Annotated in this window: 25 protein-coding genes; 15 read left to right on the top strand and 10 right to left on the bottom strand. The window is 64.3% G+C overall.

Features of this window, described 5'->3' with window-relative positions:
• The first annotated feature begins 51 nt into the window (after positions 1-51).
• Entirely contained in the window at positions 52-339 is a 288-nt protein-coding gene (locus FJ425_RS26665; protein WP_140630710.1) for a DUF3175 domain-containing protein, read from the top strand.
• Between the two features lie 417 nt (positions 340-756).
• Here FJ425_RS26665 and FJ425_RS26670 read toward each other — a convergent pair whose 3' ends face one another.
• Together FJ425_RS26670 and FJ425_RS26675 are read right to left on the bottom strand one after the other, a co-directional pair.
• A complete protein-coding gene (locus FJ425_RS26670) occupies positions 757-1,533 on the bottom strand; it encodes a FadR/GntR family transcriptional regulator (RefSeq protein WP_140630706.1) in 777 nt (258 codons plus the stop codon).
• A 101-nt stretch (positions 1,534-1,634) separates the two neighbouring features.
• Complete coding sequence (locus FJ425_RS26675; RefSeq protein ID WP_140630702.1) at positions 1,635-2,531, bottom strand: NAD(P)-dependent oxidoreductase; 897 nt, start codon at positions 2,529-2,531, stop codon at positions 1,635-1,637.
• Positions 2,532-2,557: 26 nt separating this feature from the next.
• On the opposite strand from FJ425_RS26675, the gene FJ425_RS26680 reads away from it, so the two are divergent.
• Complete coding sequence (locus FJ425_RS26680; protein WP_281407522.1) at positions 2,558-3,619, top strand: NAD(P)-dependent oxidoreductase; 1,062 nt, start codon at positions 2,558-2,560, stop codon at positions 3,617-3,619.
• A gap of 85 nt (positions 3,620-3,704) precedes the next feature.
• Here FJ425_RS26680 and FJ425_RS26685 read toward each other — a convergent pair whose 3' ends face one another.
• Positions 3,705-4,694 (bottom strand): sugar-binding protein, encoded by a 990-nt coding sequence (locus FJ425_RS26685; protein ID WP_140630695.1) that lies wholly within the window; start codon positions 4,692-4,694, stop codon positions 3,705-3,707.
• 451 nt (positions 4,695-5,145) lie between these two features.
• Here FJ425_RS26685 and FJ425_RS26690 point away from each other — a divergent pair, with 451 nt between their 5' ends.
• The 13 genes from FJ425_RS26690 (at position 5,146) to hutH (ending at position 18,484) form a co-directional block, all read left to right on the top strand.
• The gene (locus FJ425_RS26690) at positions 5,146-5,889 is read left to right on the top strand and encodes an ATP-binding cassette domain-containing protein (protein WP_140544422.1); all 744 of its coding nucleotides are present in this window, start codon (positions 5,146-5,148) and stop codon (positions 5,887-5,889) included.
• Between the two features lie 40 nt (positions 5,890-5,929).
• Positions 5,930-6,928 carry an ABC transporter permease gene (locus FJ425_RS26695; protein WP_140727135.1) on the top strand — a complete coding sequence of 333 codons (999 nt, stop codon included), beginning with the start codon at positions 5,930-5,932 and terminating at the stop codon, positions 6,926-6,928.
• 302 nt (positions 6,929-7,230) lie between these two features.
• Positions 7,231-8,058 (top strand): AraC family transcriptional regulator, encoded by an 828-nt coding sequence (locus FJ425_RS26700; protein WP_140727138.1) that lies wholly within the window; start codon positions 7,231-7,233, stop codon positions 8,056-8,058.
• A gap of 174 nt (positions 8,059-8,232) precedes the next feature.
• Positions 8,233-8,676, top strand: a complete 444-nt coding sequence (locus FJ425_RS26705) for an SRPBCC family protein (RefSeq protein WP_140727141.1) — start codon at positions 8,233-8,235, stop codon at positions 8,674-8,676.
• A 12-nt stretch (positions 8,677-8,688) separates the two neighbouring features.
• Positions 8,689-9,483 (top strand): FAD binding domain-containing protein, encoded by a 795-nt coding sequence (locus tag FJ425_RS26710; protein WP_140727144.1) that lies wholly within the window; start codon positions 8,689-8,691, stop codon positions 9,481-9,483.
• Between the two features lie 58 nt (positions 9,484-9,541).
• A complete protein-coding gene (locus FJ425_RS26715) occupies positions 9,542-10,024 on the top strand; it encodes a (2Fe-2S)-binding protein (protein ID WP_140727146.1) in 483 nt (160 codons plus the stop codon).
• An 11-nt stretch (positions 10,025-10,035) separates the two neighbouring features.
• The gene (locus tag FJ425_RS32415; RefSeq protein ID WP_140727149.1) at positions 10,036-11,403 is read left to right on the top strand and encodes a xanthine dehydrogenase family protein molybdopterin-binding subunit; all 1,368 of its coding nucleotides are present in this window, start codon (positions 10,036-10,038) and stop codon (positions 11,401-11,403) included.
• A gap of 1 nt (position 11,404) precedes the next feature.
• Positions 11,405-12,409 (top strand): molybdopterin cofactor-binding domain-containing protein, encoded by a 1,005-nt coding sequence (locus tag FJ425_RS32420; protein ID WP_140727152.1) that lies wholly within the window; start codon positions 11,405-11,407, stop codon positions 12,407-12,409.
• Between the two features lie 8 nt (positions 12,410-12,417).
• Positions 12,418-13,299 (top strand): MoxR family ATPase, encoded by an 882-nt coding sequence (locus FJ425_RS26730; protein ID WP_140727155.1) that lies wholly within the window; start codon positions 12,418-12,420, stop codon positions 13,297-13,299.
• A gap of 232 nt (positions 13,300-13,531) precedes the next feature.
• The gene (locus FJ425_RS26740) at positions 13,532-14,668 is read left to right on the top strand and encodes a VWA domain-containing protein (RefSeq protein ID WP_140727158.1); all 1,137 of its coding nucleotides are present in this window, start codon (positions 13,532-13,534) and stop codon (positions 14,666-14,668) included.
• The gene (locus tag FJ425_RS26745) at positions 14,668-15,555 is read left to right on the top strand and encodes an amidohydrolase (RefSeq protein ID WP_181176061.1); all 888 of its coding nucleotides are present in this window, start codon (positions 14,668-14,670) and stop codon (positions 15,553-15,555) included. Before FJ425_RS26740 ends, FJ425_RS26745 begins: the two co-directional genes overlap by 1 nt.
• Before the next feature lie 434 nt (positions 15,556-15,989).
• A complete protein-coding gene (locus tag FJ425_RS26755; RefSeq protein WP_140727168.1) occupies positions 15,990-16,991 on the top strand; it encodes an ornithine cyclodeaminase family protein in 1,002 nt (333 codons plus the stop codon).
• A complete protein-coding gene (gene hutH / locus FJ425_RS26760; RefSeq protein ID WP_140727170.1) occupies positions 16,988-18,484 on the top strand; it encodes a histidine ammonia-lyase in 1,497 nt (498 codons plus the stop codon). The genes FJ425_RS26755 and hutH overlap by 4 nt, the downstream gene beginning before the upstream one ends.
• Before the next feature lie 18 nt (positions 18,485-18,502).
• On the opposite strand, the gene FJ425_RS26765 is transcribed toward hutH, so the two are convergent.
• From FJ425_RS26765 to FJ425_RS26795, 7 genes are all read right to left on the bottom strand, one after another.
• Positions 18,503-19,306, bottom strand: coding sequence for a 3-methyl-2-oxobutanoate hydroxymethyltransferase (locus FJ425_RS26765; RefSeq protein ID WP_140727173.1), 804 nt, complete (start codon positions 19,304-19,306; stop codon positions 18,503-18,505).
• A 27-nt stretch (positions 19,307-19,333) separates the two neighbouring features.
• On the bottom strand, positions 19,334-19,648 hold the full coding sequence (locus FJ425_RS26770; protein ID WP_140727176.1) for a MocE family 2Fe-2S type ferredoxin: 315 nt from the start codon (positions 19,646-19,648) through the stop codon (positions 19,334-19,336).
• 29 nt (positions 19,649-19,677) lie between these two features.
• Positions 19,678-20,763, bottom strand: a complete 1,086-nt coding sequence (locus FJ425_RS26775; RefSeq protein WP_140727209.1) for a fatty acid desaturase family protein — start codon at positions 20,761-20,763, stop codon at positions 19,678-19,680.
• A gap of 67 nt (positions 20,764-20,830) precedes the next feature.
• A complete protein-coding gene (locus tag FJ425_RS26780; protein WP_140727179.1) occupies positions 20,831-22,012 on the bottom strand; it encodes an aldose 1-epimerase family protein in 1,182 nt (393 codons plus the stop codon).
• 4 nt (positions 22,013-22,016) lie between these two features.
• Positions 22,017-22,793, bottom strand: coding sequence for an ATP-binding cassette domain-containing protein (locus FJ425_RS26785; protein WP_140727182.1), 777 nt, complete (start codon positions 22,791-22,793; stop codon positions 22,017-22,019).
• 2 nt (positions 22,794-22,795) lie between these two features.
• Positions 22,796-23,746 carry an ABC transporter permease gene (locus FJ425_RS26790; protein ID WP_140727211.1) on the bottom strand — a complete coding sequence of 317 codons (951 nt, stop codon included), beginning with the start codon at positions 23,744-23,746 and terminating at the stop codon, positions 22,796-22,798.
• A 130-nt stretch (positions 23,747-23,876) separates the two neighbouring features.
• The gene (locus FJ425_RS26795) at positions 23,877-24,821 is read right to left on the bottom strand and encodes a substrate-binding domain-containing protein (RefSeq protein WP_140727184.1); all 945 of its coding nucleotides are present in this window, start codon (positions 24,819-24,821) and stop codon (positions 23,877-23,879) included.
• Between the last annotated feature and the right edge of the window lie 59 nt (positions 24,822-24,880).

The following is a 24,880-nucleotide window of genomic DNA, read 5'->3' on the forward strand; positions in this document are numbered from 1 at the left end:
ACCGGGAACCCGCCTCACCTCATGGGGTTTCTTTGAAGGAAGGAGTTTGTCATGACCGCCAAGAAGAAATGGTCGGCCGACGTGACCGAGCACAGCGACGCCCTCGATCTCGAGGAGCACGTCTTCGAATCCGATGACGCGAAGAAGATCGCCGCATCGCTCAAGCGCTCGGCCGAGCACAGCCACCGCCGCAAGGCAGAGCCGTTCCAATCCGCCATGTCGATGTTGAATTTCTACATCAACCGTGCCGGCAAGAATCTGCCTGACGAGCGCAAGAAGGTGCTGGAAAAAGCGAAGGACGAGCTGCGTGTCGCCTTCGGTCGCGAAAAGCAGAATTGAGGATTGCTGAGAGCGGCTAGCACCAGTTCCTCAACGCAGGGATCTGGAAATATTGCAGGCTTGTCGGGCAAGGCTATCAACATCCGTTTGGGGTAGTCAGCGCAAACGCTGGCGATGAGCTGAAGACCCCAACCTCGTCATTCTAGGGCGGAGCTACGCGAAGCGGAGCGTAGACCCTAGAATCCATGCCGTTACATCGACCGAAGTGTGCAACGGTGCAGAATTCTGGACCGCCACGGCGCTTCCAAGTCACGGCATGGATCCTCGGGTCTGCGCGCGTCGCTTCGCTCCTTGCTCCGCCCGTGGATGACGACCGCGATAGGCGTCTTGGCCAATCGCCAACGCATGGGATCTGCCTATGGACGCATGGGCAGCGGTCAAAGTTTCTGCGCTGGAGAACTGGCCCAGTACAAGGCCTTAGCGCGACTGGATCACTTCGTCGGTATTGGCCAGCAGCTTGCGCACCGCATTGCGCGCCGCGTCCGGCCTTTGCAGGCGGATACTGCGTTCGATCGCCTCATGCAGCTTCTGGGCGTGCTGCAGATTGTCGAGCTCGCGCGTCGTATAGGTGAAGAGATGGTCGAAGGCGGATTCGATCAAGACGCCCAGCGGCACCAGGAGGTCGTTGCCGGAAGCCCTGAGGATGGCGAGGTGGAAGCGCGTGTCGGCCCGCGTGCGCTCCTGCAGGTTGGTCGCCTCGCCCATCTCGCGACAGGCCTGGCTGATCTCGGCCATCTGCTCGTGGGTGCGCCGGATCGCCGCGAAGGCCGTCGCCTCCGGCTCGATGATGTGGCGGAACTCCTGCACGGTCTTGAGGAACACCTCGCGGTCCGGCGAAGTCGCGTACCAGGCGAGCACGTCGCGGTCGAGAAGGTTCCAGCGTTCCTTCGGTTCGACCCAGCTGCCGATCTTCGGTCGCGAGGCCAGAAGGCTCTTTGCCATCAGCATCTTGATCGCCTCGCGCACCGCCGAGCGGCTGACGTCGAAGGTCTCCGACCATTTGGCCTCATTGGGCAGGATAGTGCCCGGCGGATAGTCGCCGCGCACGATCCGAAGGCCGATTTCGCTCGCAAGCGAAGCATGCACGCTGGCGCCCGGGATGCGTGACGCGTTGGCCCGGCGAACGCCGGACGGACGTTCCGCCGCTGCCATTTTCGTCGGCCTCTTTTCGTTGTTCGGCTTAGCGTCCCGCATGGTTCCACAAAATCCCGTTTTCAGAAGCTGTCAAGCACGGCAAGCCCGCTTTGCCGCAATGCGCGAGGATGTGCACAGATCAACCGGCATTTGCCGCCGGCTCACGCCGTCTTGACGTATTTGCGCCAGCTGTGCTCGGGCCGGAAGCCAAGCACATCGCGCGCCTTGCGGTTCGAAAGCAGCGTCTCATATTCGCCAAGTTCGGCCTTGACCGGCACGCCCGGATAAAAGCGCTTCAACAGCTCCGCCGTCGGCAGGTCCGACGAGGTGTCGTCGTTGGCCGCGTTGAACACCTGATAGCCCAGGCCGTCCTTCTCGATGGCGCGCAAGGTAATCTGGCCGAGATCGCGCGCATCGATATAGCTCCAGGCGATGCGCTTGCGGAAACCGGGATCGGCGAACCATTTCGGGAATAGCGAATATTCATGCGGCTCGATGACATTGCCGATGCGCAGCGCATAGATGTCGAAGCCGCTGCGCAAAGCGAAGGCCCGCGCGGTCTTCTCATTGACGATCTTCGACAGCGCATAGGAGTCCATCGGGTCGACGTCATAATCCTCGTCGAGCGGGAAATGCGTCGGATTGCGTGGCTCGTTGGCGAAGACAAGACCGTAGGTCGTCTCGCTGGAAGCGATAATAACCTTGCGGATGCCGAGCTTCACCGCCGCCTCGATAACATTGTAGGTGCCCATCGCATTGATGCGGAACACCTCGTTGTCCGGCGTGATCATGATGCGCGGGATCGCCGCGAAATGCACCACGGCGTCGACCGGCTGCGCCCTCAGCGACGGGTCGAACTCGTGCAGGCCCATATAGCTCGACAGCGCGTTGAAAACCTGGCCGCTGTCGGTGATGTCGGTGATCAAGGTGCGCACCTTCGGATTGTCGAGCGGCTTGGTGTCGATGTTGAGCACCTGGCAGCCATGTTCGACCAGATATTCCACGACATGCCGGCCAGCCTTGCCGCTGCCGCCGGTGAACATGATCCGCTTCGTCATTTTGCTCTCCACAATGCTAGGTAATTATGTGTATTGTCAGACAATATGGCATTCTGCGATCGCCCGCCACCCGCGATCCGCGGAAACCTTCTCGACAATCGCCCGCCGCGCGGGCCGCCCATCACCATGAAAGACAGGGAAGAGACGACATGAGCACCACCGCTGCCCGCGAGAACATCGGTTTCATCGGCCTGGGCCTGATGGGGCACGGCATCGCCAAGAACATCGTCGACAAGGGCTATCCGCTGACTTTCCTCGGTCGCAAGAACCGCAAGCCGGCGGAAGACTTGGCCGGACGCGGCGCCACGGAGGTTGCCACGTCCAAGGACGTGGCCGCGGCCTCCGACATCGTCTTCATCTGCGTCACCGGCTCGCGCGAGGTGGAGGCGATCATCCGCGGCGCCGGCGGATTGAAGGGGGGCCTGAAGCAAGGCTCGGTCGTCGTCGATTGCTCGACCTCCGATCCGGTCTCGACCGTGGCCCTGGCCGCCGAACTCAAGGCGCTCGGCGTCGACTATGTCGATGCGCCGCTCAGCCGCACGCCGAAGGAGGCCTGGGAAGGCACGCTCGACGCCATGGTCGGCGCGCCGGACGCCGTGTTCGCCAGGCTGAAGCCGGTGCTCGAGACCTGGGCCGGCCGTATCGTCCATATCGGCGATACCGGCGACGGCCACCGCATGAAGCTGCTCAACAACTTCATCTCGCTGGGCTACGCCGCGATCTATTCCGAGGCGCTGGCGCTGGCCGAGAAGGTCGGCATCTCGCCGCCGCGCTTCGACAGCGTCATTCGCAACGGCCGCATGGATTGCGGCTTCTACCAGACCTTCATGCGCTGGACGCTGGAGGGCGACCGCGACGCGCACAAGTTCACCATCGCCAATGCCTTCAAGGACCTGACCTATCTGGAATCGATGGCGGGCGCGGCCGGCATCGCCAACCCTCTGGGCAACGCGACCAAGAATTCCTTTGCGACAGCCTTCGCCGCCGGTCCCACGGAACAGTATGTGCCGATGCTCGCCACGCATATCGGCAAGCTCAATGGCGTCGACCTGATGCCTTCGAAGGACGGCGTGAAGCAGAAGATCTGAGACGAAAGCGCCCTTCATCAAGAGCACAAAAGTCAGGGGCGCCTCGCGGCGCCCCTGTTGTATTGGTTATGGATGCGACCTGCGCCTACTTCTGGATGCAGGTGTCGGCCGTTTCCTTGGTGCATTCGTCGAGGCCGGTGAAGACCGGATCGTCGACCTTCTTGCCGCCGACGAGGTCGAGCATCACCGAAGGCGCCTTGTAGCCCATTTCGAACGGCCGCTGGCCGACCAGCGCGGTCACCAGGCCTTCCTTGGCGATCGCCACCTCGTCGCCGATCGTGTCGGCGGCGCCGATGACGAACTCGTTCTTGGCGATCTTGTCGGCCATCGGCTTGAACAGGTCGCGATAGGGCTGCGGGGCGCCGAACAGCGGCCAGCCGCCCATGATGCCGAAGGCGTCGAGCTTCGGGTTGGCGGCGAGGATGTCGGTCATCGCCTGCACGCCCTTGGCGCCGTCGTCATTGGTGAACACCGGGCAGCCGGGAGCTTCGGTCCAGCCGCCTTCGCCGGCAAGTGCCGCAAGACCTTCCTTCCCGGTCAGCGCATCGCGCATGCCTTGCGCGCGGCGCAGGATGTTGTCGGCCGCCGGATTGCCCTCGATCGTGCAGATCGTGCCGCCATTCGGCTTGGCCTTCTTGATGTACTCGCCGATCTTCTTGCCCATCAGGTAGTTGTCGGTGCCGAGATAGGTCTTGCGAAGGGCGGCGTCTTCCTTGGCAAGGTCGGCGTCGACCGTCATGATCGGGATCGACGGATTGGCGCTCTTGATCGTCTGCGCGATCAGCGGCGCGTTCGACGGCGAGATCGCCATCGCCACCGTGTCTGGCTTGCTCAGCATATCTTGCACGATCTGCGCCTCGCCGGCCTCGTCGGAAGTCGATGCCGGGCCGGTGTAGAAGCATTCATATTCCGAGCTGGCGTTTTCCTTGTTCCACTTCTCGCAGCCCTGATGGATGGCTTCGAAGAACGGATTGTCGAGACCCTTCACAACGATGACGAGCTGCTTCTTGGCCAAAGCCGGCCCGGCGCCCAACGCCATTGCGGCGACGGCGGCAAGCAAAAGTGTTTTCCTCATATCAGTCCTCCCTTGAAACAGACGGACACCGCGTGCCCGCCACACTGATCAACCCGGATACACAAGAACCACGACGAGCATCTCATGATGTTCGCGCCCCGCGCCGGGCTGATAAGCATTTGCCGATCCGTCCGCCCGAATACCGATGCAGCCGAATCCTTTATTCTCAAACCATCTGCCTGCCTCCGCCGAATAGACGGACGATTGGCAAAGTCTTGTTCCGAAGCTTAGCTAATATCGGCTTTTCGCCAGCGTCAATTGCTATTTGTCCTACAAAACGGATTTTTCGTCGAGTCTCGAAATTAATCGTCAGACAATTGATTGACGCCCCCGTCCGCTTTTGCCTAAATGCGCGGATGCACCGTTCCGGAGGAGATGGACGGGACAAGGACGCAAGCGGCGCCGGCGGGTTCGGTGGCCAGTTGCGCCAATAAGGGGAGGCTTAAGGCTGGTGTCGGTTCTGGAACTCGCCAACATCTCGAAGCATTTCGGCGCCATCCAGGCGGTCAACGATGTATCGTTTTCGCTGGAAGCCGGCGAAGTCGTCGGCCTGATGGGCGATAACGGCGCTGGCAAGTCGACGCTGGTGAAGATGATTGCTGGCAATTTCCACCCGAGCCACGGCACCATGCGGCTGGACGGCAAGGACCTTGTCCTGCACAAGCCTGCGGATGCGCGCCAGCACGGCATCGAGATCGTCCACCAGGACCTCGCGCTCTGCAACAACCTGACCGCCGCGGCCAATGTCTATCTGGGCCGCGAGCTGCGCCGCGGCTTCGGTCCGCTGCGCATTCTCGACTATGGCGCGATGTACAAGCGCGCCGGCCAGCTCTTTGCCGAGCTGAAATCCGAGACGCGGCCGCGCGACCTCGTCAAGCAGATGTCGGGTGGCCAGCGCCAGGCGGTGGCGATTGCCCGCACCATGCTGTCGCAGGCCAAGATCGTGCTGATGGATGAGCCGACGGCGGCGATTTCGGTCAGGCAGGTCGCCGAAGTGCTCAATCTCATCCGCCACCTGCGCGATCAGGGCATCGCCGTGGTGCTGATCAGCCACCGCATGCCCGACGTGTTCGACGTCGCCGACCGTGTTATCGTCATGCGGCGCGGCCGGAAGGTGGCCGACAAGAAAATCGCCTCGAGCTCGCCCGAGGAAGTCACCGGGTTGATTACCGGCGCCATCGAACAGGTTGCGTAGTCGCGTGGATCGGGCGTCCACGCTTCAGGAAAGATCGATAATGGCAGTCACACTTGACCAGACGATCGCGCAGAAGCAGCACACCTTCCTGTCGCGGCTCTTTGCCAACCAGACTTTCTGGGTGGTGATCGCGGTCATCCTCGCCTGCCTGTTCCTGTCCGTCGCCACCGATTCCTTCGCCACGTCGAAGAACATCTTCAACATCACGCGCAACATCACCTTCGTCGCCATCGTCGCGCTAGGCATGACCTTCGTCATCATCACCGGCGGCATCGACCTTTCGGTCGGCTCGGTGCTTTGCCTTTCCTCGATGGTGCTCGCCGTCACCATGCATGCCGGCTATTCGATCGAAGTGGGCATCCTGGCCTCGATCGCCACCGCGCTTGCGATCGGCGCCTTCAACGGCCTGCTCATCGCCTATCTCGGCTTCCCGCCTTTCGTGGTCACGCTCGGCATGCTGTCGGTGGCGCGCAGCCTTGCCATGGTCGCCTCGAACAACACCGTGGTCTTCCAGTTCGGGCCGGACCACCAGAAGCTTCTGGCACTGGGCGGCGGCGCCTGGCTTTTCGGCATCGCCAATCCGGTGCTCTACATGATCCTCCTGGCGGGGATCACCGGCTTCATCCTGCGCTGGACCAAGTTCGGCCGGCACATCTTCGCCATCGGCGGCAATGAGCATGCGGCGACGCTGACCGGTGTTCCCGTCAAGCAGATCAAGGTCGTCGTCTACATGATCTCGGCGCTGTCGGCAGGGCTTGCCGGCATCATCCAAACCGGATGGCTGGGCGCCGTCACCACCAATCTCGGCAATGGCATGGAGCTCCAGGTGATTGCCGCCACGGTCATCGGCGGCGCCAATCTCGCCGGCGGCGTCGGCACCGCGCTCGGCGCCATCGTCGGCGCCGCCCTCATCGAGGTGATCCGCAACAGCCTCGGCCTGCTCGGCATCAACGCCTTCTGGCAAGGCACCTTCATCGGTGGCGCGATCATCCTGGCGGTGCTGTTCGATCGCATCCGCAATTTCAGGCGTAGTGATTAGCTTCCCCTTCTCCCCTTGTGGGAGAAGGTGGATCGGCGCGATAGCGCCGAGACGGATGAGGGGGGTTCCAGCGGAGTGAGACGCTGGTTTTCCCTGGAGCACCCCTCATCCGTCGCCTGCGGCGACACCTTCTCCCACAAGGGGAGAAGGGAACGCGCCTATCGCCCAGTCTGAAAATCGGGTCCGGACGGGCGATGCGAGGTGGCCACCATTCCTGCGCGCCTTGACGCAACCGCAAAGTCAGCCGCACAATTCCCCGGCAGGCGAAGGGAGGCCAGTCGCCTGCGGGAGGAACGATACCCATGACGGACGCGATCAGGCTCTATTGGGGCCGGTTCGGACATGTTTCCGTGCTGAATGTCGCCAACGACTTCGTCACCCATGCCCATGGCGAGGCGCATCTCATCATCTGGCTGGAAGGCACCGCCGGTGAAATGACCATCGGCCGCGAGACGGTGCGGCTTGGACCGGGCACCGCGGCCGGCATCAATTCGTTCCAGCCGCACAGCCACGCGCTTTCCCACGACGGCAAGCCCGGCCTGTTCCTGGCCTTCTACATCGATCCGGATTGGGCGCGCCGGCGCCGCGACCTGCCCTCCTCCGCGCCGCTGTTCACGCAAGCCGCGATCACACTGGAGCCCTGGCTGCACCAGGCGGCGGCGAACCTGCTCGATCACCTGGCCGACAATGAGAGCATCGACGACGTCGCCAATTACGAGATCGAGCGTTTCATCGACAGCGTTCTCGACGCGGCCGATGCATCCGCACCACAGATAGCCCGCGCACGCATCAACACGATGCTCGATTTCCGTGTCCGCAAGGCGATCCAGTTGATGAAGGCCAATGTCTGCGAGCGCATCTCCTTCGACGACGTCGCCCGTTCGGTCGGGCTCTCCCGGCCGCATTTCTTCGCGCTCTTCAAGGAACAGACCAACCTGACGCCGAACGTCTACTGGAACACGCTGCGCATGGAGGAGGCCGTGCGCCAGCTGCAGTGGTCGCAGGAACCGCTGATCTCGGTCGCCTGCAATCTCGGCTTCACCACCCAGGGCAATTTCTCGCGCTTCTTCCGCGACCATGTCGGGGTGCCGCCGACACTCTATCGTGAAGCCGCGCGGGCGACGGCCTAATGCCTGTCGCCCAGAAGTGTGCAGCGGTTCTGGGATTGGGATAACGACAGGCATCAAACAACGACTCGACGTGCCTGTTTTTCCGACTGGTTGATACGCCTTCAAGACGCATTGATAAGCGCAGGCCCGTCCGCCGCTCTAGCCTGCTCCCGATCTTTGCAAGAGGACCAGTCTATGGCGAAAGTCACCGTCTCCAGCGTCATCGACGCGCCGGTCGAGCAGGTCTGGGCGCGCATCCGCGACTTCAACGGTTTGCCCAATTGGCATCCGCGCATGGTGGAAAGCCATATCGAGGACGGCAAGGACGCCACCACGATCGGCTGCGTGCGCAACTTCCAACTGGTCAGCGGCGCGCGGCTGCGCGAGAAGCTGCTGGATTTCTCGGATGAGAACTTCCTGGTCAGCTATTCGATCCTCGAGACGCCGCAGCCGCTCACCAATCACAAGGCGATGCTGCAGTTGCGGCGCGTCACCGACGGCAACCGCACCTATGCCGAATGGACAGCGAGCTTCGACGCCGCGCCCGAGGAGGCCGACAAGCTGGCCGAAGGCATGGGCGCCAACGTCTTCCAGGGCGGTTTCAACGCCCTGAAGGCCCATTTCGCCGGCCAGAGCTGACGGGAGCGCGCCATGTCGCTTATGCTGCAGACTTTTTCGAGCGTGAAAGACGCCAATGCCGCCTTGCAGGCGGCCGGCACGCGTTATCTTGGCGGCGGCACGCTGATGGTCCGCGCCGCCAATGAAGGCGACGTTTCCGTCTCCAGCCTGATCCGCGTCACCGATCCAGGCCTCTCGCAGATCGCGGTTTCCGGCGGCAAGGTCCGGCTCGGCGCTTCGGTCACCATGGCCGCGATTGCCCGCCATCCCGAGCTTGCCGCGCTCGCGCCGGCCGCGCGCGCCGTCGGCGGACCGGCGATCCGCAACATGGCGACCGTTGGCGGCAATCTGTTCGCCCCTGCCCCTTACGGCGATTTCGCCGTCGCGCTGCTGGCGCTGGACGCGACCGTCGTCACCGAAGACGGCGAACTGCCGGTCGAGGCTTTTTTGGCCGATCGTAACACCAGCCGCGTCATCGTCACCAGTGTCCGCTTTTCGTTGCCCAAAGCCGAGAGCTTCCGCTTCCTGAAAGTATCGCGGGTCAAGCCCAAGGGTGTGTCGGTGCTGAGCATCGCCGCGCTTCTGGAGCTCGCGTCGGACGGCGCGGTGACCTCGGCTCGCATCGCGCTGGGCTGCATGGCCGATCGTCCAATGCGCGCTTTGGCGGCCGAAAAGGCGCTGCTCGGCTGCAAGCTCACGCCGCGGGAGATCGCGTCGGCCCTGGCCGCCGCGAGCGAAGGCATCGCGCCGATCACCGACCCGATCGCCAGCGCCTGGTATCGCGCCGAGGTTCTGCCGGTCCATCTCGGCCGGCTGCTGCTTGACTAATATCCGTGGGGGACGCGCGTCTGTCCGGCCGGTCCGGGCAGGCGCGCAGGGAGGAAAAATGGCAAAAGTACCTGTTCAATTCACACTCAACGGCTCCGAAAAAGCCGAGTTCGTCGAAAGCAGCACGACGCTGCTCCACGCGCTGCGCGACAAGATCGGCGACACCTCGCCCAAGGGCGGTTGCCACCAAGGCACCTGCGGCGCCTGCTCGGTCATCATCGACGGAGAACTCAGGCTCTCCTGCCTGACGCTGGCCGAAACCTGCGGCGGCGCCGACATCAGGACGACCGCCGGTCTCGCCGAAAGCGGTGTACTGCATCCGCTGCAGCGCGCCTTCCTCGATGCCTTCGCCACGCAATGCGGCTTCTGCACGCCGGGCATGATCATGGCCGCGAAAGTGCTGCTCGACCGCACGCCCAACCCCAGCCGCGAGGATGTGGTCGAGGCGCTGTCCGGCAACATCTGCCGCTGCACCGGCTACGAGCCGATCATCCAGGCGGTGCTCGCCGCCGCGCGCGCCAACTCGCAGAACGCCGCCTGAGGGAACGAGCCATGCAACTGCGCAAGGATTATTTCGCCGATGTCCGCAAGGATGGCCTGCATGAGATCGGCCAGGGCCGCCCGCGGCTCGACTCGCCGGGACACGTCACCGGCAAGACCGCTTATTTCGCCGACCGAAACTTCCCGGGCATGCTGCATCTGAAGATGGTGCGCAGCCCGCACCACCATGCCCGCATCCGCTCGATCGACACGTCCGAAGCGGAGAAGCATCCGGGCGTGGTGCGCGTGCTGACCGCCAAGGATGTGCCGCACAATGTCTACACCATCCTGATCCTGATCCAGATCGGGCCGGAAGATGAAACCGTGCTCGCCGACGGCAAGGTCCGCTGGAAGGGCGAGGCCGTGGTGGCGGTGCTGGCCGAGACCGAGCGCGCGGCGCAGGAAGCCGCCGCCAAGGTGAAGGTCGACTACGAGGTGCTCCCGGCGGTCTTCGACATGGAGGAGGCGCTGAAGCCCGGCGCGCCTTTGGTCAACGAATATCACGGCCAGAATTACTATCTCTATGACAGCGGCGAGTGCCGCAAGGTGCGCTTCGGCGATGTCGAGGCAGGCTTTGCCCAGGCCGACCACATCCTCGAACAGTCATACCAGTCCTCGCCGATCGAGCACGCGCCGACCGAAACCACGGGCTGCGTGGTGGCGCCGGAAGGCAATGACCGCTTCACCTGCTACACCAACACGCAGGCGATGTTCTTCACGCTCGACAACACCTCGATCATCCTGCAGATGCCGGGCTCGAAACTGCATTTCGTCGGCGGCACAGTCGGCGGCGGTTTTGGTGGCAAGGTCGACGTCATCGTCGAGCCGATCGCTATCCTCGCGGCCAAGCTAACCGGACGCCCGGTCTGTTTTATCTACAGCCGCGAGGAGGAGATGCAGATCTCCTCGCCGCGCGCGGCCGAGAAGGTGATCATCAAGGACGGCGTGATGGAGAACGGCCGCATCGTCGCGCGCAAGGTGACCGGCTACACCGACGCCGGCGCCTATTCGCGCCACTCGCCCTATGGCGCGCAGAAGGGCGCCGCTCACTATCCCGGTCCCTATACGATCCCGAATGTCTGGATCGACACCTATTGCGTCTACACCAACCGTACCCCTTCGTCGGCCATGCGCGGCTTCGGCGTCACCATCGGCGACTTCGCGCTCGAGGTGCAGATGGACAAGCTGGCGCGGCTGATCGGCATGGACCCGCTCGAATTTCGCTTCGTCAACGCCTATCGCGACGGCGACATGAAGGCGCATCGCCAGCCGACCGAGGGCGCCGCTCTGATCGAATGCATGCAGGAAGCCTCGCGCGTCGCCAACTGGCCGGTGGCGGAAAAGTACATGGCGATGTCCTCCTACAGGAAGGGAGCCTGAGATGGCGATCCGGCGTGGACGCGGCGTCGCCGCGATCAACTATCCGACCGGCATGAACCTCGGCGGGGACCCGACGCAGGCGCTGGTCCATTCGACGCCGACCGGCAATTTCATGGTGACGCTGTCCAGCGTCGATCTGGGCCAAGGCATGAAGCAGATCATGGCGCAGATCTGCGCCGAGACGATCGGCGTGCCGACCGACCGCGTCGTCATCGACACCGCCGACACCGACACCGGCCCGCACTGCATGGGCACCTTCGCCTCGCGCGGCACGCACCGCGCCGGCAATGCCGTCATCCAGGCGGCCAAGGAAGCCCGCCAGGTGATGCTGGAAGTGGCCGCCGAGGAGCTGGAGGTGAACGCCTCCGACCTCGAGACCGACGGTGAGGGCAACATCCAGGTGAAGGGCGCGCCGCAGAAATCGATCTCGATCTTCGATGTCGCGCTGTCGGCGCATTTCAAGCGCGGCCGCTCGATCTCCGGCCGCGGCATGTTCCTCATTCCGCGCTCCTATCCGGAGAAGGAGACCGGCGCGATGAAGCCGTCGACCTGTTACGCCCATGCCTGCACGGTGGCCGAGGTCGAGGTCGACGACGAGACGGGCGAAGTGACGGTTCTTACCGTGAAGAACGTCTTCGAGATCGGACGTGCGCTCAACCCGAAAATGGTCGAGCAGCAATTGGTCGGCGGCTCGTGGATGGGCATCAGCCATGCGCTCTACGAGACGACCGAACCTTATTATCCGAGCCGCGACCATGGCGGCACCGACTTCAACCAGTATCTGATGCCGGGCCCCGGCGACCTGGCCGAGACCGAGATCATCGTCTTGGAGCGGCCTTCCGCCGATGGGCCGTTCGGCGCCAAGGGTCCGGGCGAAATGTGCGCCAACCCGCAGATCCCGGCCGTCGCCAATGCCGTCTTCGACGCTGTCGGCGTACGCATCGACACGTTGCCGATCACGCCCGAGCGCATCCTGCGCGCGTTGAAGGCGCAGGCGGCGGGCTGAGCGGGAAGATGACCAGCGCCGACGCCGTTGCGGTCGCGTTTTCGCCGGAGGCGATAGCCGCGCGCCTTGCCGCTTCGCGCTACCTGGCCGACGATAGCCTTGTGACGGCGATCTTCCTGGCGATCCGCCTCGGCAAGCCGCTGCTGCTCGAAGGGGCGCCGGGCGTCGGCAAAACCGAGGCCGCCAAGGCGGTGGCCGAACTGCTTGGCCGTGAGCTGGTGCGGCTGCAATGCTATGAAGGCATCGATGCCGGGCATGCGCTCTACGAGTGGAACTACCAGCGCCAGCTGCTCGCCATCCGCCATGCCGGCGAGCATGAGATCGACATCTATGACGACCGTTTTCTGATCGCCCGGCCGCTGCTGCAGGTGTTGCGCGCACCGGTTGAGCGTGTGCTGCTGGTCGACGAGATCGATCGTTCGGACCATGAGTTCGAGGCGCTGCTGCTCGAATTCCTCTCCGACTTCCAGATCAGCATCCCGGAACGCGGCACGATCCGTGCCGCCACGCAGCCGATCGTCATCCTCACCTCCAACCGCACGCGCGAACTGGCCGAGGCGCTGCGCCGCCGCTGCGTCTATCATTGGATCGGCTATCCCGACGCCGCGCGCGAGGCCGAGATCATCATGCTTCGCGCGGGCCACGTCGCGGAAGCCACCGCACGTGCCGTGGCCAACGCCGTGCAGGAGATCCGCGCGCGGCCCCTGGCCAAGCCGCCCGGCATCGCCGAAGCGGTCGAATGGGCGAATGCTGCGACCATCCTCGAAAAAGGCGGCAGCCCGTGGCCGCAAGCCTTCCGCCGCGCCATCGGCGTGCTGATCAAGGACGAGGAGGATTTGACTGCCATTGCGCCGGAACTGGGGAGGATTGTCGAGGAGGCGCTAGGGTGATGGATTATCTAGTCGAGCCAACGACGAATCGACATCGTCCGCCTATCCCGCAACGCTGGCGGGACAGCGCCCCCCTCTGTCCTGCCGAACATCTCCCCCACAAGGGGGGAGATCAGACGTCGCCTCGGCTTTCGCCAATCTTCAGCGTTGCAGAATCGAGCGGCGCGCCAAAGCTGCTAATCTCCCCCCTCGTGGGGGAGATGTCCGGCAGGACAGAGGGGGGCGCGAAGGAATGATGCGTGGGGAAAGCTTGCCTCGCGCCGCCGCGCCCTTCCTCGGTTTCGCCAGGTTGCTGCGCCGTCACGCCTTCGCCATCGCGCCGCAACAGATCACCAGCTTCATGCAAGCGGTAACCCTGCTCGGGCCGCGCTCGATGAACGACATCCGCGAAGCAGCGCTTGCAACGCTGGCGCCCTCGCCCGATCGCCGCGGCGAATTCGAGGCGCATTTCCGTACCTATTTCTACGGCGACGCCAAGCCTTCGATCGAAGGCGAGGACGACGACGAAACCCGCGTCAAGGACGATCGCGGCACGCGCGAGGAAGAGAACCAGGTCGCTCGCCAGGAGAAGGGTGGCGAGCTGTCCTCGGCGCTCGAGCAATTGAACAGCCGCAATTTCCAGCCCGATCCCGATGGTCTTGGCCAGTTCCGCCGCAAGCTCGCCTCCGCCCTGCCCGCGCGCCGTTCCTTCCGCACCGCGCGCACGCGTTCGCGCGGCACGCTCGACCTCCGGCGCTCGCTCAGTGAAATCGTCAGCGCCGATGGCGACATACCCTCGCCGCTGCTGCGCCGCCGGCAAACAATTTCGCGAAAACTGCTTCTGCTCATCGATGTCTCCGGATCGATGAAGCTGCACACCGCGGACTACCTCAAGCTGGCGCATGCGGCGGTGCAAGGCGCGGACCGCGCCGAAGTCTTCACCTTTGGCACGCGCCTTACCCGCGTCACCTCGGCGCTTCGCATCCGCGACCGCGGACAGGCGCTCGCCCGCGCTGCGGCGCTCGTCGACGATTGGGACGGCGGCACGCGCATGGGGCCGACCTTGCTGGCCTTCCTGTCGGTGCCGCGCTTTTCCGCCTTCGCGCGCGGCGCCTGCGTCGTCATCCTGTCCGATGGCTTGGAACGCGGCGACCATGCTGAACTGGAGATCGCGATGCGGCGGTTCAGCGCCCGCGCCTTCCGGCTGTCGCTGGCGAGCCCGCTCGCCGGCGATCCGCGCTTCCGCCCGGCGACGTCGGCGCTCCGCGCCATCCTGCCGGTGCTTGACGATCTGGTCGACGGCTCGTCGCAGAGAAGCCTGACCGATTTCATCCTGTCGCTCGCCCGTCCTGCGCCGGCGGCCGCTTCCATCTGGAAAAGGATATCGTGATGCAGAAAGCCATTGACGCGCATTTCCACATCTGGCGCCAGAAGGACCAGCCCTGGCTGGTCGGGCCGATGGTGCCGCGCATCTTCGGCCCCTACGAGCCGATCCGCCGCGACTATCCGATCACGGAGTTTCTCGAGGACCAGAAAGGCTCGGGCGTCGAGAAGGCCGTCTACGTCCAGACCAACTGGGCCAAGGAGGATTTCGAGAAGGAAGTCGCCTTCCTGCAGAACACCGCCGACGAAACCGGCTGGCCGCATGCCATCGTCGGCTACGCCGACATGACGGTCGACGATGTCCGCCCGCAGATCGACCGGCTGATGAAATACAAGCTGCTGCGCGGCGTGCGCATGCAACTCCACTGGCATGACACGCCCGCCTTCCGCTTCGCCGCCTCGGCCGACCAGGTGATCGAACCGAAAGTGCGCGCCAATGTGGCGCGATTGAAGGACTACAGTCTCTCCTTCGACCTGCAGCTTTTCCCGGCCCAGATGAAGGACGGGCTGACGCTGGTTGGCGAAAACCCCCAGACGAATTTCATCCTCACCCATGCCGGCATGCTGACCAGCATGGAGCCGAAAACCACCGAAGCATGGAAGGCGGGTCTGCGCACGCTTTCGACAGCGCCCAATTTCTACGCCAAGCTGTCGGGGCTCGGCACCTTCGTCCACCGCAACGATCCGGAGCTCATCGGCTACATCGTCGACAACGCGATCGAAATCCTCGGCAGCGACCGGCTGATGTTCGGCTCGAACTTCCCGATCGAGAAGCTGTGGACCAGCCATGCCGAGCTTATCCAGGCGCACCGCGCGGCGGTGGCGAAGCATGGCGCGGCGGCGCAAGCGGATATCTTCTGGAACACGGCGGAGAACGTTTATCGGCCGGTGTAGCGCGGCTTCTTCCTTCTCCCCTTGTGGGGTGAGAAGCGGTCCGCGTGAGCGGACGAAAAGGCAATTGCTTGGCTTTTCGAGCTTCGAACGCCCTGAGCTGCGAAGGGCCGGGCGGTGGCGGCGCAGCGCCGAGACGGATGAGGGGTGCTCCAGCGGAGTGAGACGTTGGCATTCCCTGGAACACCCCTCATCCGTCGCCTTCGGCGACACCTCCCACAAGGGGAGAAGGAGAAGCCTGCGCCTCACTTCACCTCGTCCAGGGCGGAGCAAGGAGCGAAGCGACACGCGCAGACCCGAAACCTCCGCGCCGGCTTTGGCCGGCAGGATCATGCACACTTCGCCGTGGCGCCGGCCCAGTCCAGAGCTTATCCAACAAACTTCCGTGTCGCCGTCTCGCCTGTTATGGATGAGCCCGGGGTGGCCGAGGAAAACGCATGAAGCCGATTTACATCGACTACCTCAATGCTCTCGACATCGAAGCGCTTGCCATGGCCGACGCCGAGATCATCGGCGCCGTCGAAGCCGGACTCGTCGCGCAGGGCAACGGCCAGACCGTTATCGAGCCGCGGGTCCATCTCGAGCCCGACCCGTCCTTCCACGGCCACTTCAACGTGCTGCGCGGCTATGTGGCGCCGCTCGATGCCGCCGGCGTGAAGATCGTCGGCGACTTTGTCGACAACTACAGGCACGGCCTGCCGTCGGAATTCGGCATCCTCAACCTTTTCGATCCGCGCACCGGCGCGCCGCGCGCCATCCTCGACGCCACCGTCATCACCGATATGCGCACCGGCGCGGTCACCGCCATCAGCGCCAAGCATCTGGCGAAGAAGTCGTCAAAGGTGCTCGGCCATATCGGTGCGCGCGGCACCGCCTATTGGAACGTGCGCCTGCTCGACCATCTCTTCGACTTCGACGAGATCCGCGTCCACTCACGCCGGCCCGAAAGCCGCGATAGCTTTGTCGCGAGGCTGGCGGCCGACCTCGGCAAGCCGGTCATGGCCGTGGCCGACTGGAAAAGCTGCGTCGAAGGCGCCGACATCGTCGTCGAAGCCTCGCGGCTGCCGGAACCGCAGCCGCTGCTCAAGACCGAATGGATCAAGCGCGGCGCGCTGGTCGTGCCCTATGGCACGATGAGCGCGGTCGAGCTGTCATTGACCGATATCATGCAGAAAATCGTCGTCGACGACTGGGGCCAGTGCAAGGGCGGCAAGTTCGGCTCGCTGCGCGCCCATGTCGAGACGGGACGGCTGAGCGAGGCGACGCTGCACGCCGAGCTCGGCCAGATCGCCGCCGGCCTCAAAGCCGGACGGCAAAGCGATGGCGAGACGATCCTGTTCTGGCATCGCGGCCTCTCGCTCTCCGACATCGCGCTCGGCAAGGCCATGCTCGCCAAGGCCGGCAAAAACGGCATCGGCCAGAGGCTGCGCTTCGCATGAGCCCGCTCGTTCTCACCGGCGCCGGCGTCAGCATCGAGGATGTGGTTGCCGCCGCGCGCAACGCCTGCAAGGTCGAGGTCACGCCTGCCGTCCTCGAAAAGCTCGACAAGGCTCGCCAGGTTCTCGATGCCGCCGCGGCCGGCGGCCAGCAGATTTACGGGCTGAACACCGGGCTCGGCGCCAATCTCGTCACGGCTGTCGAAGGCGACGCCGGCGCCTTCCAGCGCCAGTTGATCGAGGGCCGTAGCGCCGCCGTCGGCGATGCCCTGCCGGTTCCGGTGGTGCGGGCGGCGATGTTTACCCGCCTTGCGATGCTCGCCGCCGGCGGTTCGGGCCTGTCGCCGCGCGTCTTCACCGCGCTGGTCGAGGCGCTCAATGCCGGCGTGCATCCGGTGATGCCGTCGCTGGGCTCGATCGGCGCCGGCGACCTTCTGCTGATGACGGCGATCGCCCGCGTGCTGATCGGCGATGGCGAAGCCGAATATCAGGGCCGCCGCATGCCTGCCGCCAAGGCGCTGATGATGGCGCGGCTTGCACCCGTCACTCTCTCGCCGAAGGACGGCCTCTCGCTGATCAATGCATCGGCGGTTTCCGTCGGGACCGCGGCGCTGGCGCTGACCGAAGCGCTGTCGGCGCTCGACCAGCAGCAGCAGGCCGGCGCGCTGACAATGGAAGGCGTTGGCGCCAACCGCACCATCCTCGATCCGCGCCAGCATCAGGCGCGCCCGGGCGCCTGCCAGCAGCTTGCGGCGAAGGCGCTGCGCGACCTGTTGGCGCGCGATGAGGCGCCGGCGCCCACCACCATCCAGGACCTGCTGTCGATCCGCTGCATGCCCTCGATCCACGGCGCGCTGATCCAGGCGATCGACCATGCCAGGCTGGCTGTCGAGATCGAGCTCAACGCCGCCGCCGACAATCCGCTGGTGCTTGCCGAGGATGAGTTGGTCATGTCGACCGGCAATTTCCACACCGCGTCGCTGGCGCTTGCCTTCGAGACGCTTGGCCTGGCGATCGCGCAATGCGCGGCAGCGTCCGCCGCGCGCTTCATCCAGCTCACCGGCTCGACCCGCCACGGGCTGCCGAAATACCTGTCGCCGGTCGGCGGTGCCTCTGCCGGCTTCGTGCCGCTGCAGAAGACGGTGACGGCGATCCTGGCCGCGATCCGCCACAAGGCCAATCCGGTGATGCTCGATTTCCTGCCCGTGTCCGAGGGCGTCGAGGATCATGCCACGCAGACGCCGCTCGCCATCGCCAAATGCGCCGAGATGATCGTGCTATGGCGGCGGCTGATCGCCTTCGAGCTGATGGCGGCGGCGCAGGCCATCGACTTGCGCGAGGGCATGGCGCTCGCGCCGGCCACCGGCGCGATCCACGCGGCCGTGCGCTCGCATGTGGCCACGCTCAAGGAAGACAGGCCGCTCGGCATCGACGCTGAAGCGCTTTATGCCGTGCTTGTCAGCGGAATCTGGCAAGGCCCCCCGGCAACGGGCTGACGGTTTTCGACTCCTGGATCAGGACTTTGCGTCCACCTTCTTCATGAAAAGGGTGAGCTCGTTCGGATCCATATGCACGACATGCCTGTCTTCGGGATAGGCGCCGCTGTTGACGTCGGCGACATATTCTGAAAACGCCGCAATGCGCTCCTGCTGCAGCCGGTCATATTCGGCGGCGAAGTTGCGATAGACTTTCGAGTGGCGCGGCATGTGACCGCGATTGGTGCCGAGGATATCTTCGGCGAACAGATATTGCGCATCGCAGCCCGTGCCCGCGCCCATCGACAGCATGATGAGCGAAGTACGCTCCGAGATCGCCTTCGCCACTTCCACCGGCACCACCTCGATCTCGGCGCCGATCGCACCGGCGGCCTCGAGCTGCTTGACCGCCTCGAACACCTGCATGGCCGTATCGGCTGTCTTGCCGACCGCCTTGAAGCCGCCGGTCCAGGTCGCGCGGGAAGGAATGAGGCCCACATGGCCGATCACCGGAATGGCGTCGTCGGCCATGCGCTTGATCGTGGCGTAGCCGGCGCTGCAATAGACGGCATCGGCGCCGGCTTTGTAGAGCCGGAACGACCAGCGCACGAAATCATCGGCCGTGCCGATCTCGAAGAAATTATCGCCCGGCATGGTGAAGAGACTGGGCGCGGCGTCGCGATATTGCGGGTTGAGAACCAGTTCCGGCGGCACCGAGACGATGTCGACCCCTGCCCGCTCGGCAGCCTCGGCTTCCTCCAGCGTCAGCACGCGCAGCATGGTCAGCTGCCGCTTGCCCTTCATGGCGCGCAGGTCGGCAACGGTCGGTCTCTTTCGGCTCATCGGTACATCCTGTTTGTCTGACGGCTTTCAGCCGATATCGATCATCACCTTACCGGCCTCGACCCTGACCGGATAGGTCTTGAGGTTGACGCAGACCGGCGCGCCGTTGGCCTGGCCGGTCTTGTAGTTGAAGCGGCCATTGTGCTTGGGGCATTCGATGATGTCGTCCATCACCAGCCCGTCGGCGAGATGGGCCTTCTCATGCGTGCAGAAGCCGTCCGTGGCGAAGAACGCGTTCTCCGGTGAGCGGTAGATCGCGAAGGTGCGGCCGCCATGATCGAAGCGGATCACATCCTCCTCGTCCACGTCGTCGACCGCGCATGCTTCGACCCACTCCGCCATCGTCTGTCTCCAATTTGTCTAAGCTGCGCCTACTCGGCCGCCGCGGCCGTTATGTCGAGATCGTGGAATTCGCCACGATAGGGCTTGGCCGTCGGCGGCAATTCGCGCTTGAGATAATAGTCCTCATATCTCAGCTGCCTGAGCAGCACCGGCCAGACCTCGCGATAGGCGTGCCACATCGACGGGTTCGCCACCGGCAGATCGTGCTTGATCAATTCATGCAGTTTCGGCAGCGCGTGGTACGGAACCATCGGGAACATATGGTGCTCCACATGGTAGTTCATGTTCCAGTAGATGAACCGGCTGATCGGGTTCATGTGGACGGTGCGCGTGTTCAGCCGATGGTCGGTGACGTTGTCGGCCAGCCCGATGTGCTGCAGCAATCCCGTCAGCACCATGTGCCAGGTGCCGTAGAGGCGCGGCAGGCCGATCAATACGAGCGGTATCCATGACCCAAGCGCGATCGCGACAGCGATCGTTGCGGCATACACGACCATGTGCCAGCGCGCCGCGGTCACCGCCTTGTGCTGCTCCATCTCCGGGATGTAGCTCTTCTCATCGTCCGACAATGTGCCGAAGGCCTGGCGCACCAGCGTCGGCAGCGAATAGCGAAAGTCGAGGATGCCGGTGAAGGCCAAAGCCGCCTTGATAAGGTCCGGCGGCCGCATCACCGCGATCTCGGCGTCGCGGCCGACGATGATGGTATCGGTGTGGTGGCGCGCATGGCTCCAGCGCCACTGCACCGGATTGCGCATCAGCATGAAGGAAGCGATGTGATAGACGACGTCGTTCATCCAGCGCGTGCGGAAGGCGGTGCCGTGGCCGCATTCGTGCCAGCGCGAGTCGCTCGACGAGCCGTAGAGCACGCCATAGACGAACATGAACGGCACAACCCACCAGGTGCCCCAGAACCAGACGATGCCGGCCGCCGAGCCCAGGATCGCGACAATCCAGATGATGGTGTCGCGGATCGCCGGCCCATCGGAGCGCTGCATCAATTCCTTCATGGTCTTGCGCGGCACGTCGGTATGGTACCACTCGGCCGAGGCCAGCCCGGTCTCGATCGCAAGCCGAGTGCTTTCGCCGACGAGGCTGTAGTCGCGCTTCTTTGCCATCGTCACATCGGCCTCCAATCAAATCCGGTCCGCCGGCCGGAGGGCTTGCTATGGATAGTCGTCATGCTCATGCCCTGCCCGCCAGTCTTGGAAACTTGCCGGAGGGCTGAGGATAATCCTGCTCGGGCTGGCGGGCGATGGCCGCTATCCTGCGTTCCGCATCGGCAATCGCATCCTTGCCGTCGAGGACGCGGAACACGGCGTCATAGGCACGGGTTTCGTCATGCTCCAGCCAGATCATTTCCCCGCGCTCGCGCGCGGCAAGATTGCCGAGCACATGATGCGTCGAGGGCTCGATGCCAAGCGCATACTGCCCAGCCTGGAAATTCTGCCACTCATAGCAACAAGGCAACTGCTCCTTGCGGGTGACGATCTCGAAGCCGAGGCCAAGCCGGTCGTTGACGACGGCGACCGCCACCTCGCCATTGGTGTCGGCGCCAAGCTCATGCTGCCAGACCTGCTCGCTAAAGCCAGGCAGCGGTGCCGGAGCGGTGCGGTAGCCGACCTTCTGCGCTTCGTAGCGCTCGCCTTCATGCGCGGCCCAGACCACGTCGCGGATCGGCGCCAGGTAGCGCGAGCCTTCGTCGAGCAGCGGATGCCCGACATTGACGTGGTAGAAATACATATGCGGCGTGCGGCGGAAGCCGTGATTGACGACGCGGTCCGAGAGCCGGATCTCGCTGCCGCCGACATCGGCCTCGATACGGCGGATGAGATGCAGGTCCTCGCCGAACACGCTGGCCTGCTGGACGATGCCTTCCGCCCACAAGACGCAGCGGTCGCCGTCCCAGCTTTCGCCGTAGCCGGTGAGCCGCGCCGGAATGGTGCCGACGCGGCCATGCAGCGAATGCGTTACAGTCTTGCGTCCGGGATAATTGTAGTTTTCGGCAGGCACCTCATTGCGGCCGAGAATGTGGTCGAGGCCGCAGGTGACCAGCAGACCCGAGAAGGACCGCCCCCAGGCAAAGCCGTCCTCGCCTTCGTAATCATGCAGGCCCGGATGGCGAAAACCGCTCGGCGAGTGCCAGCCGATCGCCTGACCCTTGTACTCGCAATCGGCAATGTCGAGCGCGCGGTCGACCAGCGCGGTGAAGCGCAGGCCCGAGCCGGTGCGGAATTCGAGCATGCGGATGCCGCGCTCGACGCCGTCGCCGAGCGTCATCAGCCGCACGCCGGCGAATTGCGACAGCATGCCGGAGCGTTCGGCGACCTGCCGGCGCGAAAGCGTCTGTCCGTAGAGCTTCACCATGCCGTCACTGCGCCCTTTTCATCAGGGCCGACAGGTCGGCGCCGGTTATCAGGCTTTCCACGGTCAGCAGGTCGGTGTCGGCAACCGTCTGCTCGGCGACGATCTCACCGCGGCGCATGACGATGATGCGGTCGGCGACCTCGAAGACGTGGTGGATGTTGTGGGTGATCAAGAGCACCGAATGTCCGGCCGCGCGCATCTCTTTCACGAAGCGCAGCACGCCATGCGTCTCCTCGACGCCGAGATTGTTGGTCGGCTCGTCAAGGATGATCACCTTGGCGGCGAACTGCATGGCGCGCGAGATCGCGATCGACTGGCGCTCGCCGCCGGAAAGCGTCGAGACCAGTGCATCGGCGTCGAGCTTCTTGGAGATGCCGACGCGCTTGAGAAGCGCCGAAGCCGCATCGCGCAATTCGGCGAGGTCGAGCGGCGCGAAGACGCCCAGCCATTTGAGATTGACCGGCTCGCGGCCGAGGAACAGGTTGCGCGCGATGCTGAGGTCGGGCGCAAGCGAGGTGTCCTGGTGGATGGTCTCGATGCCGAGGTCCATCGCCTCGCGCGTCGAGCGGATCGAGACCTTCTCGCCGCGCACATAGATATCGCCGCGATCGATCGGAAAGACGCCGGAGATCGCCTTGATCAGCGTCGACTTGCCGGCGCCGTTGTCGCCCAGCAACGCCACCACCTCGCCTTCCCTGAGCGTCAGCGAGGCGTTCTTCAGCGCGCGCACGCTGCCGAAGGATTTTTGCAGATTCTGCAGCCGGAGCACTTCCTGCATCATTCTCAGCTCCTTGCGGCGTTTTTCTGCAGCAAAGCGTGCAGGATGAGCATGGCGAGGATGATGACGCCGACGAAGATGTTGTAGGCCAGCCCTGGCACGCCGACGAGCACGATGCCGTTGCGGATCGCCCGCAACATCAGCGCGCCGACGATGGTGCCGAGGATCGTGCCGCGGCCGCCCGTCAGCGCCGTGCCGCCGACCACGACCATGGCGATTACCTCCAGCTCGTAGCCCGTGCCCGCGACCGGCGAAGCCGCCGAGATGCGGAAAGCGCTGATCATGCCGGCGAGCCCGGCGAGCACCGAGGTCAGGATGAACAGCCAGATCTTGACCGCGTCGGCCGGCACGCCGCGCGCCACCGCTGCGTTGCGGTTGGAGCCGATGGCGCTGATCCAGTTGCCGAGCTTGGCGTAGCGCAGCACATAGACCGCAAGCAGCGAGAGGCCGATGAACCACCAGAGCGAGGTGTAGAAGCGGAACGCGCCGATGTTGAAGCTGCCGGCGAGCAGGGTGACGAAGAAGCCTGGCTGGTCCCAGGACTTCAGCGGAAAACCCTGCGTGATGTAGAGCGCGGCACCTCGCACGATAAGCAGCATCGACAGCGTCACCAGGAAGGACGAGATGCCGATCTTGGTGACGATCACGCCGTTGATCGCGCCGATGACGATGCAGAGCAGCAAACCGGCAAGCAGCGCCACGCCGATATCGATCCCGGCATTCTGCACCAGCAGCATCACAACCACCGGGGCGAGCGCGAACACCGCGCCGACCGACAGGTCGAATTCGCCGGCGGTCAGAAGCAGCGTCATGCCGAGCGCGATGATGCCGAGCTCCGGCAGGAACGCCATCATGTTGGAGATGTTGAGCGGCGACAGGAAATTGCCGTCGGCAAGCGCGAACACCGCCAGCAGCACGATGAGGATGACGAAGGAGGAGAATTGCGGCGAGCGCATCAGGCTCGACCTGCCTTTCGCGCGCCCTGCGCCGTCTTCCGAGGTGACCGCCCCGACTTGCTGAACCATAACTTGCTGAACCATGCTCTCTGCCTTGCGCCCGCCGCTCACACGACGGGCGCCAGTTTTTTCACTTCTTGTCGTAGAGCTTCAGGATCGGCTCGACGCTGGAAGCGTCGTAGAGACCGAATGTGTGGATGTCGTAGCCGATCGGCTCGCCCGAAGCCGCGAGACCGAGCAGCGCGACCGGCATGAAGCCTTGCGCCGACGGGTACTGCCAGGCGGCGGCATTGACGAAGCCGTCCTTGACAGCCTGCGCCGTCTCCTTGGAATTGCCCCAGCCGACGACCGGGATCTTGCCGGCCGGAATGCCGGCGCCGTCGAACACCCGCTTGACGCTGGCCGCCACGGAATCGCCGAGCGCGATGATCGCCGGCGGATTGTTGGCGACCATGTAGTCAGTCATTTTGGCGATGATGCCGGCCGGATCGGTGCCGCAATCGACCACGTCATATTTGATGCCGAGCGGATCGAAGACGCCGGCGATGCCTTCCGTCTCGAGCTGCTGGTAGCTGGCGCCGGGCACCTCGACCGGGAGAAACACCTTGTCGCCATGCTTCACCATCTTGTGGTCGACGAGGTACTTCGCCCAGATGGCGCCGGCTTCCTTGAGGTCGGCGCCGACATAGGCCTGGCGGCCGGTCGCCGGATCGTCCGTGTTGAAGAACACGATCGGGATGCCGGCGGCCTTAGCTGCCTTCACTTCCTCGGTCCACAGCCCGGGCTGCGCCGAGGTCGTGGCGATGCCGTCCGGCTTGGCGGCGAGCGCCGAGTTAAACGCTTCCTTCTGCGCCGCCATGTCGCCGCCGCTGAAGGAGATCTTGCAGGTCACCTTGAGCTGGTCGCAGGCCTTGGTCGCGCCGGCGTTCCAGTCGATCCAGAACGCGTCCGACGGGCCGCCATGCGACAAGAGATAGAATGTCTTCTGGCCGTCCGCGGCCTGCGCCGTTGAGCCGAACGCAACGCCGGCGAATACGGTCGCCGCGGCCGCCAGTTTCAATGCGAATTTCAACATCTGGTTTCCTCCACTTTATGTCGCGCAGATAGGCGCCGCCGCGAACCGGCGGCGCCTAC

The sequence above is a fragment of the Mesorhizobium sp. B2-7-2 genome (assembly GCF_006440775.1).
Lineage (GTDB): Bacteria > Pseudomonadota > Alphaproteobacteria > Rhizobiales > Rhizobiaceae > Mesorhizobium.